Origin of the sequence: Flammeovirga agarivorans (assembly GCF_012641475.1) — a bacterium.
Classification (GTDB): Bacteria; Bacteroidota; Bacteroidia; order Cytophagales; family Flammeovirgaceae; genus Flammeovirga; species Flammeovirga agarivorans.
Window position 1 is genome coordinate 26,300 of record NZ_JABAIL010000002.1, and the last position, 16,164, is coordinate 42,463.

At 33.8% G+C, this 16,164-nt stretch carries 14 protein-coding genes; 10 read left to right on the forward strand and 4 right to left on the reverse strand.

Annotation, left to right across the window (positions count from 1 at the left end; all coding sequences use genetic code 11):
* Positions 1–155 precede the first annotated feature (155 nt).
* The 9 genes from HGP29_RS04935 (at position 156) to bla (ending at position 11,208) form a co-directional block, all read left to right on the forward strand.
* Positions 156–1,403, forward strand: coding sequence for an efflux RND transporter periplasmic adaptor subunit (locus tag HGP29_RS04935; protein ID WP_168881262.1), 1,248 nt, complete (start codon positions 156–158; stop codon positions 1,401–1,403).
* Between the two features lie 2 nt (positions 1,404–1,405).
* Positions 1,406–2,863, forward strand: a complete 1,458-nt coding sequence (locus tag HGP29_RS04940) for a TolC family protein (RefSeq protein WP_168881263.1) — start codon at positions 1,406–1,408, stop codon at positions 2,861–2,863.
* 220 nt (positions 2,864–3,083) lie between these two features.
* The gene (locus HGP29_RS04945; protein WP_168881264.1) at positions 3,084–3,773 is read left to right on the forward strand and encodes an ABC transporter ATP-binding protein; all 690 of its coding nucleotides are present in this window, start codon (positions 3,084–3,086) and stop codon (positions 3,771–3,773) included.
* A gap of 2 nt (positions 3,774–3,775) precedes the next feature.
* Positions 3,776–5,014, forward strand: a complete 1,239-nt coding sequence (locus HGP29_RS04950; RefSeq protein WP_168881265.1) for an ABC transporter permease — start codon at positions 3,776–3,778, stop codon at positions 5,012–5,014.
* A complete protein-coding gene (locus tag HGP29_RS04955; protein ID WP_168881266.1) occupies positions 5,014–6,189 on the forward strand; it encodes an ABC transporter permease in 1,176 nt (391 codons plus the stop codon). The genes HGP29_RS04950 and HGP29_RS04955 overlap by 1 nt, the downstream gene beginning before the upstream one ends.
* 69 nt (positions 6,190–6,258) lie before the next feature.
* Entirely contained in the window at positions 6,259–7,662 is a 1,404-nt protein-coding gene (locus HGP29_RS04960; protein ID WP_168881267.1) for a sigma-54-dependent transcriptional regulator, read from the forward strand.
* Positions 7,649–8,956, forward strand: coding sequence for a sensor histidine kinase (locus tag HGP29_RS04965; protein ID WP_168881268.1), 1,308 nt, complete (start codon positions 7,649–7,651; stop codon positions 8,954–8,956). Before HGP29_RS04960 ends, HGP29_RS04965 begins: the two co-directional genes overlap by 14 nt.
* A 146-nt stretch (positions 8,957–9,102) precedes the next feature.
* Positions 9,103–10,356, forward strand: a complete 1,254-nt coding sequence (locus HGP29_RS04970; RefSeq protein WP_168881269.1) for a nucleoside permease — start codon at positions 9,103–9,105, stop codon at positions 10,354–10,356.
* Between the two features lie 120 nt (positions 10,357–10,476).
* On the forward strand, positions 10,477–11,208 hold the full coding sequence (bla, locus tag HGP29_RS04975) for a subclass B1 metallo-beta-lactamase (RefSeq protein WP_168881270.1): 732 nt from the start codon (positions 10,477–10,479) through the stop codon (positions 11,206–11,208).
* A 3-nt stretch (positions 11,209–11,211) separates the two neighbouring features.
* Here bla and HGP29_RS04980 read toward each other — a convergent pair whose 3' ends face one another.
* From HGP29_RS04980 to HGP29_RS04995, 4 genes are all read right to left on the reverse strand, one after another.
* Positions 11,212–11,682, reverse strand: a complete 471-nt coding sequence (locus HGP29_RS04980) for a VIT1/CCC1 transporter family protein (RefSeq protein WP_168881271.1) — start codon at positions 11,680–11,682, stop codon at positions 11,212–11,214.
* A 241-nt stretch (positions 11,683–11,923) separates the two neighbouring features.
* Positions 11,924–12,427 carry a hypothetical protein gene (locus HGP29_RS04985; RefSeq protein WP_168881272.1) on the reverse strand — a complete coding sequence of 168 codons (504 nt, stop codon included), beginning with the start codon at positions 12,425–12,427 and terminating at the stop codon, positions 11,924–11,926.
* Between the two features lie 107 nt (positions 12,428–12,534).
* Positions 12,535–13,617 carry an aminotransferase class V-fold PLP-dependent enzyme gene (locus tag HGP29_RS04990; protein ID WP_168881273.1) on the reverse strand — a complete coding sequence of 361 codons (1,083 nt, stop codon included), beginning with the start codon at positions 13,615–13,617 and terminating at the stop codon, positions 12,535–12,537.
* Between the two features lie 26 nt (positions 13,618–13,643).
* Positions 13,644–14,639, reverse strand: a complete 996-nt coding sequence (locus tag HGP29_RS04995) for a glycosyltransferase family 9 protein (RefSeq protein ID WP_168881274.1) — start codon at positions 14,637–14,639, stop codon at positions 13,644–13,646.
* Positions 14,640–14,805: 166 nt separating this feature from the next.
* Here HGP29_RS04995 and HGP29_RS05000 point away from each other — a divergent pair, with 166 nt between their 5' ends.
* Positions 14,806–16,131 carry a DUF3137 domain-containing protein gene (locus HGP29_RS05000; RefSeq protein ID WP_168881275.1) on the forward strand — a complete coding sequence of 442 codons (1,326 nt, stop codon included), beginning with the start codon at positions 14,806–14,808 and terminating at the stop codon, positions 16,129–16,131.
* Positions 16,132–16,164: the final 33 nt, after the last annotated feature.

Genomic DNA, 16,164 nt, shown 5'->3' on the forward strand with positions numbered 1-16,164 from the left:
GTGCTCCAATACGAAACACTTTGTTTTAAATAGCAACGATTCAATAAGATTAAATCCACTCAAAAACCAACACAAAACCTTAAATATCAATCAGTTACAATATTTTGAACAATCTTTTCAATTGTATAAGTGTATTTCACTAATCACTTATCAAAATGGACAGATTAATATCACAACAAGAAAAGAAAAGAGAAAAAAAAGTAAGCTATTTAAAGGTTGCTTCTGGGGTAATTATCCTTTGCGGAGCACTTTACTTTATCAACCATTTTTTATCTAAATCTATCGATAGAAATGACATTCTAATTGATGTTGTTGAAAAAGGTGATGTATCCTTAACCATTAGAGGTACAGGAAAAATTGAGCCTACTATTCAAAAAGCCATTACTTCTCCTTTTTCTTCTTTCATAGAATCAACTAACACCTACTTAGGTCAAGAGATTAAAGGTGATCAGCCATTATTAACGATTAATACTGCAGAAGCAGAAAATCAATTGATGGCCATGATTGATGAAGCAGATATTAAAAGATCTCATATCAATAAAGAAAAGTTACGCCTATCTAAAGAACTATTTAACCTTAAAAAAGACACTGAAATTAATCAACTTCAACTTCAAAGAAGAGAAGAAGAATTGAAGTCAGAAGAAAAGCTACTATCTATTGGTGGTTCTACGGCAGAAAATGTTCAACAAGCCAAGACCTTATTAAGTGTTGAAAGATTGAAGCAAGAACAGTTAGCCCACGACCTACTTATTAAAGAAAAAGCAATTACTCAAGAGATTAGAACTCTAGAATTAGCTCTTTCTATCCAAATAAAAAACATCAAGGAACAAGAAAGAAAACTAGAGAAAGCGAAAGCGAAAGCTGGGATGAATGGAGTGATCACTTACTTAAATGATAAAGTAGGTGCTTCTATTTCAGAAGGTGAAGTGCTAGCAAGAGTGGCTAACATGGAGCAATTTAGAATCCGAGGCAGAGTCTCAGATCAATACGTTTCAGTATTATCTATCGGAATGGATGTAATTGCCAATACCTCTAAGGCTGCTTATGTCGGTTCAATTTCTAGTATCTCCCCTTCTTCTGACAATGGTATGATCACTGTTTTCATCCAATTAGAAGAGCAGAAAGGCTTAGAATTACTAAGACCTGATATGGTCACTGATTTATCCATTATTCGAGAACAACATCAAAATGTATTAAGAGTAAAAAATAAAGGAGCTTTTAAAGGGAAGTTGGTAGAAGAAGTCTTCTTAGTAAAGAATGGTCAAGCCCAAAAGGTAAAAGTAAAAACGGGTTATAGAAATGCTGAGTGGGTCGAAGTACAGTCTGCATTAAATGAAGGCGACTCTGTTATTATTTCTCCTACAGATAAATTCAAAAATGTACCACAAATCAACATCAACTAACAATGAAAACATTCAACTATATACTTTTCATCTTATCTATTTCTTTTGTTTGTCAAGCTCAAAAGGTTCTAACATTACAACAGTCTATAGATTTAGCTCAACAAAATTCAAATTATGTTCGATTAGCGAATACCACATTAGAAATTGAAAGAGCAGATTATAAAGCCTTTCAAACTAACTTAAGACCTCAATTAGAACTAAAAGGTACTCCTTCATCTTACGGAAAAAACTACAATCCTATTACTCAGCCAGATGGTAGTATTGTTTACCAAGCTGTGGAACAGAACAATATTAATATGCAATTGAATCTTACTCAACAAATAGCTGCTACTGGCGGTGCATTTTTTGTAGGTAGTCAGATCAATCGTTTTGATGATTTTCAAGGTAATTTCCATCAATATCAAGCACAGCCTGTATATGTAGGATACTCTCAACCCATTTTCCAATATAATGAGTTGAAATGGCAAAAAATATTGGCTCCACTACAACTTCAAGAAGCTGAGAAACAATTTATCGAAGACATGGAATGGATCGCTGTACAAACTACCGAATTTTATTTCAACGCATTAAGTGCACAGTGGAACGCAAATATTGCCCTCCTCAACCTAGAAGATAATAAAAAAATTGCTCGCATCACAAAGGCAAAATATGAACTAGGAAAAGCTAGTGAAAGTGAAGTTTTACAAGTGGAACTAAACGTTATTTCTGCTGAACAGACTTTCTCTACTGCTCATTTAAGCTATAGGAAATCAATGCGATCATTAATTAATTATTTACAAATTGATTTATCAGAAGATGATGACATTAAGCTCTTAGTACCATCTGAATACACCTTAAATGAAGTGAGTACTGATGTAGCTTGGGAAAAGGCAAAGTTAAATCGCAAAGATTTCATCAACTATGAAAAAAGAAGAATTGCTAGCCAAAGTGAAATTATTAAAGCAAAAAGAGACAATAGGTTTCAAGCAAATGTTGAAGTTGCATTTGGTTTAAGTAACCAAGCTGGACAATTAGGCGAAGCATACCAGAATACCATTCAGTCTCAACAAATCAATGTTACGTTGGCTGTTCCTATCCTTGATTGGGGAAGAGCTAAAGCAAGAATTCATTCTGCACAAAAGAGTTATGAATTAGTCAATGCTCAGATTGATCAAGATCAATTGGATTTTCAAAGAGATGTAGTTAATGCCAGCGAGCAACTTGAAACCATGGCTAAACAGGTAACATTTATCAAAACTGCAGACGAAGTTGCTCAGAAGAAATATTCTATTGCACTCCAACGCTATGAATTGGGCGATATAAGTATTAGGGAATTGGTTTGGTCAACAGATGAAAAAGATCAAGCAAAAAATGCATACATCAATACCTTAAAATCGTATTGGATGAGCTACTACCAACTTCGTACAGTAACATTATTTGACTTTGAGGAAGGGGAAAATATTAGATACGTAATGAAGTAGTGTTTTAGAAAAGTGCTACAAAACGGAACACTTTGCATTTCTATGAAGCATTCTCTTTTGTATAAAAAGGAACGAAAACAAACGTAATCAACTGATTATAAATTACTTAAAACTATTAGAATGCTTTTTTCAATAGATATAATGAACTTTAAAACAGTTCGTTAGAGTTTTCTACTAGTGTCAAATTAAAAAATATCAAACGAATTAAATCAACCTAAAAATGATTGAACTTAAAAATATCAGCAAAGTATTTAGAACAGATGCCGTTGAAACTTGGGCATTAGAAAATGTATCATTAACGGTAGAAGAAGGAGAGTTTATCTCTATCATGGGACCTTCTGGCTGTGGTAAATCTACATTGTTAAGTATCATGGGACTACTTGACTTACCTTCTGAGGGAACAATAAATATCAACGGAAGTAATCCATTAAGCCTTTCTGACAAGAAGCTAGCTAAATTTAGAAATCAACATTTAGGGTTTGTCTTCCAATCATTTCACCTTATTAATGATTTAAGTGTAAGAGAAAATGTAGGAATGCCTTTACTATATAGAAAAATTTCTTCTAGCGAGGCTAAAAAACGAATTGAAGAAGCCTTAGAGAAAGTCGGATTATCTCACAGAATGGATCACAAACCTTCTCAGTTATCAGGTGGACAAAGACAAAGAGTTGCCATTGCAAGAGCTATTGTAGGAAATCCTTCTATCATTTTTGCTGATGAACCAACTGGTAATCTAGATTCCGTAATGGGCGATGAAGTAATGCAAATGCTTTTAAAACTGAACAAAGAAGGAACTACTATAGTGATGGTTACTCATGATGAGCAACAAGCCAAAATGACTGATCGAATTATTAGAATATTTGATGGACGTCAAGTGTCTATTCAAGCTCAAAACCTAGAAACTGTTTAATTATGAAGACTTACATCAAACTTGCTTGGTACTCTTTAAAAAAGAATCCGTTCTTTTCTTTTATTATCCTATTCGGTATTAGTATCACTATCATGATTGTCATGTTCGTTGGATCAATATTAGAAACAGGATACGGAAGCAATGGCATTTACAAGGACATAGACCAAGTATTGATCGCTCCTCAACTAAAAGTAAAAAGAACTGAAGGAAATGGTTGGTCCAACTCTGGGTTTAGCTATAGTGCATTCAAAGATTACTTCTCGAAAATGAAAACTCCAGAAGTTATGAGTGTTACAATGAACCACTGGTATACTAACTTATACTATAAAGATTTAGGTCTAGATGTTCAAAGAATGAGTATCGATAATAACTTCACCAAAATCTTTCCTTTGCAATTTATTATTGGTCGTCCATTTAGCTTCGAAGATTTAGAGCAAAGAAAAAAACTAGTCATTATCTCAAAATACGTTGCTGACAATATTTTTGGAACTGAAGACCCTCTGAATAAAAAAATAAAAATACAATCAGAATACTACGAAGTAATTGGTGTCATCGAAGACGTTAATAAGATGAGACGTCAAGCTACAGCAGATGTATACACTCCTTTAGATATATACCAAAAAGAAAATACTGATTGGCATAGGTTCTTAGGTAACAATACCATGTTGATGAAATTCAAAGACAAGGACTCTATGGAGGCTGGGCAAGATGAATTCCAACATATCATCTCATTACTTCCTATTAATAAAGAGCATAATGAAGAAAGCATGAGTGCTAAGTTCTTGACTGAAAAAGCTTGGTTATTCTATCATATGCTTGAAATCGAAGATGAAAAACTATTTGGTGTCTACCTTTCATTAATAGCATTTTTTGTGATGTTAATACCTGCACTAAGCTTGATTAATTTAAACATTACAAGAACTTCCGAAAGAACTGCTGAAATGGGAATTAGAAAATCTTTTGGTGCTTCCTCATTGGACCTTCTTTATCAACTATTGATGGAAAACATCTTCACAACATTTATCGGTGGTTTTATTGGGGTTTTACTGACTTTTGTTGTTATCTATCTATTCAACACATACGGTTGGATTGGCAATAATTTCAACCTAGAAATCAATTTCCAATTATTGATCTATGGTTTAGGCTGTACTTTATTCTTCAGCTTAATGTCAGGTTTCTACCCTGCTCTAAAAATCTCAAACTTTGGTATCATCAGTTCACTTAAAAACGATAAACAATAATGATTAAGCATCTATTAAATATCCTTTGGACTCGAAAAAAGAAAAATACGCTAATGATCATTGAGATCACATTTTCTTTTGTGATACTATTCCTACTATTCTCTCTGTTGTATAAAAAACTAGAAAATTACTCTCACCCGACTGGTTTTAGTACAGAGAATATTATGATCATGACATTAGATACCAATTCTGAAACTGAAGAAGAGGAAGATCAAATCTATGAGGCAATCACTCAATCTTTACTTTCAAATGAAGAAATTGTTGATGTTACAGAGATGGATTATTCCCATTCTTATTTTGGCAGTAGAAATACGACAAGATATACTTTCGAAAATGGTATCACTTTCTGGCCAACAGAACAAAGGTTACGTCCACATGCTGTTAAATTTATGAACTTCAATTTTGTAAAAGGCAGAGGATTTACTGCAGCTGATAAAGAAAGTAGTAAAGAAACGATTATTGTCAACCAACAATTGTATGATAAATTATCTCCTTACCTAGATGCAGATGATTCATTTGGATCGGAAGAAAGAGGTTACCAAATAGTTGGTGTTATCGATTATTACAACTTCGAAAGTGATTTAGCAGATCAAGAAGATATTGTTTTAAGAAATGCAGACAATCTAGATTGGTTAAAGGATAGTCATCAAAGTAAGTTATTTATTAGAACAAAAAATGACCCTAGAAAAATTGAAGCACAAACGGTAAGTAGAATAGAAAAATTAAGTAATAAGCTTAGAGTAAAGGTCTTATATTTCGACAACCTTCAAGATGAGAAAAATAATTATGCCATGCTTCCTCTGTTCTTAATCAGTTTTGTTGCCTTATTCTTGGTGTGTAATATCGCATTAGGCCTTTATGGGGTATTATGGTACAATATCAGTAAAAGAAAAAGTGAAATTGGTATTCGTAGAGCAATGGGTGCATCTACTCAAGATATATTTAAACAAATCTTCTCAGAAGTATTCTTATTGTTTATTATTGGAACCAGTTTGGGAAGTATAATTGCGATTCAGTTTCCTTTATTGGGTGCATTTAATTTCACTAACAGTATATATTTAATTGGAGCATTATTATCTTTGGTTTTTGTATTACTCATTACAATTATTTGTGGATATTACCCAAGTAAATTGGCAATGAAGATTACACCAAATGAAGCTTTAAATGAGCTGTAAATAAACAACCGAAACTCTATTTCTTGTTTTAAAGATATAGAGTTTCGGAGATCCCAATCAATTATTACCATGGCAAACAACTACGTACTGATCATCGATGATGATGAAGCAGTAAGAAAATCTATCGGATTATTTCTCAAAATGAACGGTTTCAAACCTATACTATCTCCAAATCCAACAGAAGGGATACCACTATTATCGGAGTTTGATTTTTCTTGTGTCCTTTTGGATATGAACTTCAAAGTGGAAACTACAGGAGAAGAAGGTTTAGATACTTTAAAAAAAATCAAACAACATCAACCTGACCTTCCGGTAGTATTATTTACTGGTTGGGGAAGTATGCAATTAGCCATTGAAGGAATGAAGCTAGGCGCATCAGACTTTCTAAATAAGCCATGGGAAAATGATCATTTGTTAAAGTGTATCACTGATGCAATCGCAGTCGAAAAAAATAAGTTTAAAACTAAACTGCCGGAAAAATCTCCAACCAGAAAAAAACTAGAGCAACAGTTTGACATTTCTCATGTTATAGGACAAGATCCAAAATTACTCCAAGTACTAGAAACGGTTGGCCGAGTTGCCAAAACTAATGCTCCAATACTTATTATGGGAGAAAGCGGTACTGGTAAAGAACTAATAGCTGAAGCCGTTCATAAAAATAGTCCTCGAAAAGATAATGAGTTTGTGAAGGTGAACCTTGGAGGTATTTCACAATCACTATTTGAATCTGAAATGTTCGGACATAAAAAAGGGTCATTTACCGGAGCATATACAGATAGAGAAGGACGATTTGCTGTTGCAGATAAAGGAAGTATTTTCCTAGATGAAATGGGTGAACTTGATTTATCGTCACAAGTAAAATTATTAAGAGTATTACAGGAACGTAAATTTGAACCTCTAGGTTCTTCTAAAACTCAAACAGCAGATTTCAGAGTAGTCTCTGCTACCAACAAAACACTACCGGACTTAGTAAAAGAGGGAAAATTCCGAGAGGATCTGTTCTTCAGAATCAACCTTATTACGGTAGTACTCCCACCACTTAGGGAAAGAAAAGGAGATATTCCATTACTCGCCAATCATTTTTTAGAACAGCTCGAACAGTCTTATGGTATCACAGGGAAATCATTTGCACCGGAGACGTTAAAATGGTTACAAAAACAACCTTTAAAGGGAAATATCAGAGAATTAAAAAACTGGGTAGAAAGCTCTGTACTTATGAGTATGAATGATATTCTTCAAGTAAGTGACTTTGAGAATAACCCAACTAATATTAATGCATTCCAGAATGATGAAATTAAAGAAGAAATTATTCCGAATGGGATGACATTAGAAGAAATGGAAATCATTATGATTAAAAACTCATTAAATGACAACCGCTTCAAAATTGCTCCATCAGCCAAGCAATTGGGTATATCAAGAAATGCACTTTACAGAAAAATAGAAAAATACGGTATAACAGATGCTCAAGATTGAATATAGCTTATTATCATTAATAGTTGCTGGGACTTTAATAGGTGTCACCTACCCAACAAGGCTTCAACACCCTGAGTTATTTCTAATTGCAGAAGTTGTGGCTGTTGTTGTTGTGCTTTGGATTATTCGACTTTGGTTATTTATCAATAAACCATTACAAGAGTTGAATAATGCACTTAGGTTATTGTCGAATAATGATTTTCAATCCCGATTATTACCAACTCCCCACCCTGTTGTCAATAAACTAGTTTTTGTTTTTAACAAGATGATTGATAGGATTCACCTTGAAAGAGTTGAACAAAGAGAACAGAGTTATTTTCTAGATCATCTGATCAAAGCGACACCTCATGGTATCATTATCTTGGATTATGATGAAAAGATTATCCAAGTCAATCCAACGGGGTTAACTATGTTGGAAAAAGAAATGGAAGAGTTAGTTAACGCTAAACTAACTGAATCGGATAACCCACTTCTCTCCTCTTTAAGCAATTTACCTTTAAATGAACCCATAGAGCTACAACTTTCTGGTGGGCGTCGCTATCGTTGTCAAAAATCTGCCTTTATTTTCAAGGGTTTTCAGCAACAATTTATCATCATTCAAGACCTTTATTTGGATGATATAAAGAAAGAGAAAAAAGCATATAGTAAAGTCATTAGAATGATGAGCCATGAAGTCAATAACTCAGTGGGTGCCATCAATTCTTATGTTGACACCTTAAAACTATTTCAACCTTCAGACCAAGAGCTTAAAGAAGATTATTTGGATGCTTTAGAGATCATCAAAGGTAGAAATAATTCCATGGCAACATTTATGAAGAACTTCGCATCTGTAGTAAAAGTACCTGACCCTCAATTAGAAGAAATTGACTTTTCAAAAGTCTGTAAAGATCTTATCCAATTATATCACTCTGACTTTACTTCACTCAAAATCAAGGTTGAAAACAATCTCCCCGAAAAGTTAAACGTTGTTGCTGATCCTAATCTTATTGAGCAATTATTGATTAATGTTCTGAAGAATGCCAAGGAAGCACTTATAGAAACCGAAGACGAAAGAAAAATCGAAATTAGTTATAATAAAAGCTCCAAAACAATCAGCATTTGGAATTCTGGGCCTGAAATATCCGAAGAGGTAGAAGATAAACTTTTCACTCCTTTTTACAGTAGCAAAACAACTGGCCAAGGTATTGGATTAATGATTTGTAGAGATGTACTTGTAAAACATGGTTGGGACTTCAGATTATTCACCAATGAAAGAAAGGGAGCTACTTTCGAAATAAAAATGGCTACTAAGTAATAACTCTAAAGTGAATCCCTTTTTGTAACGGATAATTTAAATGAATTATCTTTCATTAAGGTTTACTATCGATTATCATCATTAAAAATTACAATTAAAATTTATATTTGTAGCCGATACGTTTTAATTCAATTTTCTAAAGCAGTATGAATTTAAAAATACGCCTTACCATCATGAACTTTTTACAGTTCTTTATTTGGGGGGCTTGGTTGATTACCATTGGAGGTTATTGGTTTAAAACCATGCAATGGTCAGGAACAGAGTTTGGAGCAATTTTCTCTACGATGGGTATTGCTTCTATATTTATGCCTGCCCTTGCAGGAATTATTGCTGACCGTTATATAAGTGCAGAAAAGCTTCTAGGGATATTTCATGTTATCGGAGCAGGTATTCTTTGCTACCTTCCACAGATCGACAATCCCTCTACTTTCTTTGTTGTCATGTTACTTAATATGATTTTCTACATGCCAACAATCTCATTGTCAATTACTGTTGCCTACTCGGCATTACAAAAAAACAACTTAGATATTGTAAAAGTATACCCACCTATTCGAGTTTGGGGTACTGTAGGTTTTATTGTTGCAATGTGGGTGGTTAGTTTATTAAAAATTGAAACTTCACCAGCTCAATTCTATGTTGCAGCCTTGGCTTCAATATCACTTGGCCTTTATTCCTTTACATTACCTTCTTGTGGAGTAAATAAAGGAGGCTCATCAAAAACTTGGGTTGAAGCACTTGGATTTGATGCATTTAAATTATTCAAACAAAAGAAGATGGCATTATTCTTCATCTTCTCTATGTTATTAGGAGCCTCATTACAGCTAACCAATGCTTATGGTGATATCTTCTTACATGAATTTGATACTAATCCTTTATTTAAAGACAGTATAGCAGTAAAATATCCTGCCATCATTATGTCGATCTCACAGGTATCTGAAACACTATTTATTTTAGCTATTCCATTCTTCTTAAAGCGTTTTGGTATTAAGAATGTTATGCTAATGAGTATGTTTGCTTGGGTATTGAGATTTGGATTATTAGGTATCGGTGACCCTGGTTCAGGGTTAGTTTGGATCATTATCTCATGTATTGTCTATGGTATGGCATTTGATTTCTTTAATATCTCAGGTTCATTATATGTTGAATCTCAGACAGATGAAAAGATCAGAGCGTCAGGACAAGGCTTATTTATGATGATGACCAATGGATTTGGAGCAGTATTAGGTAGTTCTGTATCTGGTGTAATGATTGATCAGTTCTTTACTGATACAGAGGGATTAAGAGATTGGCCAAATATCTGGTTTGCCTTTGCAGCCTATTCATTGGTAGTTGCAATTCTTTTTGCTGTGTTGTTTAAACACAAGCACAATCCAAAAGACATTGAAAGTTTTAGTCATTAGACTTTTAGAACATAAAATTAAAAAGGTCAACTTGAGTAATTCACGTTGACCTTTTTGTTATAATAATCATGCATAGTTAATTTTATACAATTGATATTTAACACTATTACTTAGCAAAAAATGAAAAACATAATCCGCCTAGTATTCATCTCATTACTTATATCTTCTTGCCAACAAGTAAAAGAATTACCTAAAGAGTTTATTAATGAGGATTTAGAATTACATCAATTATCAGAGCATGTTTGGCAACATATCTCCTTCTTAAATACGGAAGAATGGGGAAAGGTTCCTTGTAATGGTATGGTTGTGATAGATGATGGAGAAGCAATTATCATTGATACACCCACCGATGAGAAAAGTACTCAACTACTTTACAATTGGTTAACGGAAAATGATATCACAATAAAAGGTGCGGTACCTACCCACTTCCATATTGATTGCCTTGGTGGACTAAACTACCTTCATAGTAAAAATGTACCATCTTATGCATCAAATTCTACTATTCAACTTGCTAAAGAAAATGGTTTTGAAGCCCCACAAAATGGTTTTACAGATACTTTAACACTACAAGTTGATGATCACCCTGTCATTCTAAAATTTGAAGGTAGTGGACATACAAAAGACAATATCGTTGCTTATGTCCCTAATGATAAAGTTTTGTTTGGAGGCTGTATAGTAAAAGGTAAAGGATGGTCTAAAGGCAATCTTGCTGACGCAGACACTCTATCATGGGCCAATTCGATTCAAAATATTAAGTCAGACTTTAATGCAATTGAAATTGTGATACCTGGTCATGGAAAAGTAGGCAATACTGAATTACTCGATTATACATTTGATCTTTTTAAGCAATAAATATCACATCTGACCTAATAACACACCTACTGATAAGACTATGCAACCTCCTATGACAATTTGTATCACAGACTGTTTTATTGAAGCTTGTAGGTAATTTTTTCTAAGCCAAACGATTACTGATAGTTCAATTAATACAATGATGAGGGCAATAACTAGGGCTTCGCTAAAATCTTTAAATAGGAACGGAATTGTATGCCCTAATCCTCCAGTTGCGGTCATAGCTCCTGTAATTAAACCTCTTTTTAAAGGGTTTCCTCTGCCAGAAATATTACCATCATCTGATAAATATTCTGAGAAGGTCATGCTAATACCTGCTCCAATAGATGTTGCCAACCCGACAATAAAAGTATTCCATGAATTATGGGTTGAGAATGCCGTAGCAAAAATAGGTGCTAATGATGAAATAGTCCCATCAGTTAAGCCTGCTAATGCAGGTTGTATTCTTTGTAAGATAACCTCTTTTCTATTCATAGTCCAATGTTTAAAGTAGTTTCATTTATTCAACAATTATTCTGTAACTGTTAAATACTCTTACTTATTAAAAACGATAGAAAAAGGTCCCTGTTAAGTTTATTTGTTGTTATTTAAGTACGGTTAGAATAATTAGTATCTCTAAAAAAAGCTGATTATTTTATATAAAAAAAAAGGCACTTTCACTGATATAAAAATCAATGAAAGTGCCTTTAAAATTAAAGTTTAAGTACAGACTAGACTATGCCGCTTCTTCTTCAGTATGTGCTTCCCTTTTTATCCATTTCATAATATCTTTTAGATCTGCGATATTAATGTTGGCATTAGGAAAAGCATTAAAAGCTTCACCGTCTTTGGGTGCAATCATTAAATAATAACCTTTATTAGAGTCTTTATTTAGCTCTAACCTTGTGGTATTCCTTACGATACCAAATTTACGAATCTCGTAAAAATGAAACTCTTGCTTTTTGTCAACAAACATGCTTTTGTGATGCAGAGACAACATTTCATCTCCAACAGAAAGAACAGTAGTACCGTTTACCTTTTTAATAAAGTTGATAAAATTAACGATACATGATAAGCCGCTTACCATCAGGAGTAAAGACATCGTTAGTTGATAAGAAAGTATCCCATCATTGTTGAGGTAATAAAATGATAGTCCTAAAAAAATGATTGCTGATAGAGTAGAGAAAACACCATACTTTTTATAGCCATTCTCTCCCCATTTAATAGTGATTGATTTCATAGTAATATAGATAATTTAATGAAGTTGAAGTAGGCCATTGTTGGTAAAAAATCGAATGCGAAATGATTTCTGACCTACTTCAGTTTAGTAATATAATATGTTGGAATTTACCAAGCCTCGATCAAATCGATAAGCTGGAAATATAGTTCTTTGGAGTGGGTAGGGAAATTGGCAACTCTAACTTGAGTAGCCTTGTTTGGGCCATATCCAGAGCTGACAACAAGCCCTTGCTCTTCTAGATATTCCATTAAATCTTTTGCAGATCTATTCTCTTTTACATCAATAACTATTACAGTTTTTGAACGTAATCTTTCTTCTTTTACTGCAAAATCAAGGTCTTTATGTGCAGACACTGCTGCATATAACATCCCTGCCTTATATTCTGTTTCACTTCTTACGATTTTCATTTCTCGTCGAAGAAGATCTTCACTTACTTTTCCTAATAAATAAATACCAAGAGCGTTTGGTGTAGCTGGAGTCATGCTTTTCTCCGCATTTTTTAATAACGTGAAAATGTCGTGATATCCACCTAAATGTCTACCATTTGCTTTCACAGCCTTTGCTCTTTCTACACATTTATCATTAAAGATCCATACTCCTAAACCTGCTGGCATACCCATACCCTTTTGTACTGAGAAGTATAAAGAATCTACTTTAGTAAGATCAACATCTACATACGGAATCGATGAAACTGCATCTATAGCAATCAATTTATCCGGGTTTGCCTCTCTAATGTTGTAAATATCTTCCACAGGAAACTGAACTCCTGTAGATGTTTCATTTTGAGTAATGGCAATAAAATCAGAATCTGCATCAATTGCATAATCTTCTTGTGAAAACCCCTGTCCTAATGGTTTTTCAACCTTTTGAGTTTCTAATCCCCAATCTTCTGCAAAAGCATGAAATCTTTGAGAAAAAGAACCATTTACAAAATGTGTACTTTTCTTAGAAATACAGTTTTGAGCCAATCTTTCCCATACTTCTGTTGCTGATCCTGTAAAAACGATATGGTAATCTTTAGGAACATTCAACATTTCTCTTACTTGAGAAATGGTAAAAGCAAACATGTCTTGAAAACCTTTGCTTCTATGAGAAATTACAGCAACATTCTCTTTGAGTGCTTGCTGTATATGGCCTTCTACTGTGAAGTACAACTCACTAGGACCTGCAGTTAGATGAAATTTTTTCATAAAAAGTTTATTGTTAGTATATCTTGCTACTTCCAATCATCGAGAAGCATAAGATCCGTATTGATATCCATAGAACACTTAAAGTGCTTTTTGGGACATTTCTTATGACCGTGAATACCACAAGGCCTACATTCTAGTTTCTCTTCAACTTCAACAATTTTAGAGTTAGAAGAAAGTGGACCAAAACCAAACTCAGGAACAGTTGAACAAAAAATTGCTGTTACCGGAGCATTCATTGCACTAGCCATATGTTGAGGCGCAGAATCATTTACATAATTCATCAGTGCTGATTTCATTAATGCTGCCGATTGCAAAAATGATAACCTACCTGCCCAATTACATAAATTTCCTCTTTCGACTTTTTCTGCAATCTCGTCGCACAAGTCGTGATCACCAGGGCCTCCTATCATAATAACGGAAAGTTCTTCCGGTATCTTATTAATAAGTTCAACCCATTTATCTTTATGGAACTGTTTTGTATACCAAACAGAAGATGGTGCAATAGTTACATAAGGTTTATCAAATGATCCTTTCTCATAGTCTATTTCTCTTGGATATAATTTAGGACCAACAAATTCTTGATCCGTAATATCCTCAATCAAAGACAAGTATCTACTTACCTCATGAGCATCTCTTTCTCTACTTTTCCCTACAATATGAGGCTTTTTTATGGTAAAAAACATACTTAAGGGATTTTTATCAAACCCAGCAGTAGATTTTGCCCCAGAAATAAAGGTCATCAGCCCTGTAGAAAGGAATCTTTGAAGATTAATTACTCTATCGTATCTACGTCTTCTTATCTCCATAGATACTTGTAATAAGTTCTTGTTCTTGTCCTTCTTTTTATTCCAAATGATAACTTCGTTAATATGAGGATTGTTTCTTAGTAATCCTTCATTTCCGTTTCTAACAACAAAATCAATTTGTGCCTCTGGATAAAACTTAATCAACTTCTCTACTACACTTGTTGCCATGATCACATCGCCAATAAATGCAGTCTGTATAACCAAAAACTTATTCATGGTGCTAAATTCTAATAAGATTCTGTAAATTCCAATCAATTTAATGGCAAAAATAAAACCTAAATTAAACGTAAAATCACCCTTTTATTATACAATGTGATTGTTGATATAATTTTTCCTATCTTCATCTTATTGTAGTACAATTTACATCGTCTTTCGTCCTCCTATGAAGACTTTCGAAGAATTTAAATCCTATTTTGTAGAAAATATTAAACCTCAGCTAGAAGTACTTGAGAAAAAGAGGTATGCCATGCACAACAAAAGATTGCAATTTGGCGGTCTCACTTTTCTCCTAATCTTTATTGCTTGGATTTTAGTATATCTCGATCAAGTAAACATGTATGGGCTCTATTTTATGTGTTTATTTGCTCCCTATGCCTCTCATGTCTATTTCCAAAATAACTTTCATGACAGTAGTATCGAAATAGAATATAAAGAGCTGGTAGTACGAGAGATGATGCGGTTCATGGATAGTACACTAAAATATGACCCAACTGGCTTTATTCCTTTAGAAGACTGGATAGCAAGTGGTGTTCATCCTTTAATTCCTGACAAATATATTGGGGATGACTTAATCACTGGATCAATTGAAGGAGTCAATGTAACCATATCAGAAGTTGAAGTTGGAGTGGAATTACCTCCTAAAAAAAGCTTTTTTGATAAAAAGAAAGAAAATCCAACACCTAAATACAATACATACTTCCATGGCTTCTTTATGATTTTCGAACTAGAGGATCCCCCAGCATGCGATGTATTTATTTTCCAAGACGATATCCAAAAGCAATGGAGCCAATTAGGCCGTCTTATTGAAGAAAAAGATGAACGATATGGCACATATGTTCCGATTCGGGATATCAAGTTCCGTAAACACTTTAAGGTATATGCTGAAAATAGAGCATTGGCTGAAAAAACGCTAAGGGATGATTTTATTCAAAAATTGGCAAAAATTGGCAAACACTTCAACGCAAAAGTGGATTGTGTCATCCGTAAGGAAAAGATGTATGTTTTCTTAGACATGCGTAAAGAGATTTTTAAGGTAGATACTACTCATTCACTTACTAGGCCATTTATTTTAAAATCACTCTACAAAGATATGGCTACGATTGTTACTGTGGCTCATTCGTTAAACGACCCTATACCTGAAGAAACGGATAATGTAAGCAGTACCATCGACAACAACTTTGGTTCTGCCACTAATAATAACATGCAGGATGAAGAACTAGATTTTTCAGCACCCGTAGACGAAGATTCATTTGATGATATTCCTGAACCTGATGCACCAGCAACTAATTTTGAAGATTTTGATGATGAATTAGGCGATGATGTAGAAAGAAGTGACAACGATTTATTTGGCTTTGATTCTCAAGATGAGATGGCTGCCGACGATAGTGAATTGTACGGCATGAACCAAGATGAACTAGATAATTCTAAGTTTGTACAGGGTTTTAACTTCGACGATGAGGATTATTATGACGATGACAAAAAAGATTAGACCATATTTGGCTACGATTGTCATTTTTTTTCC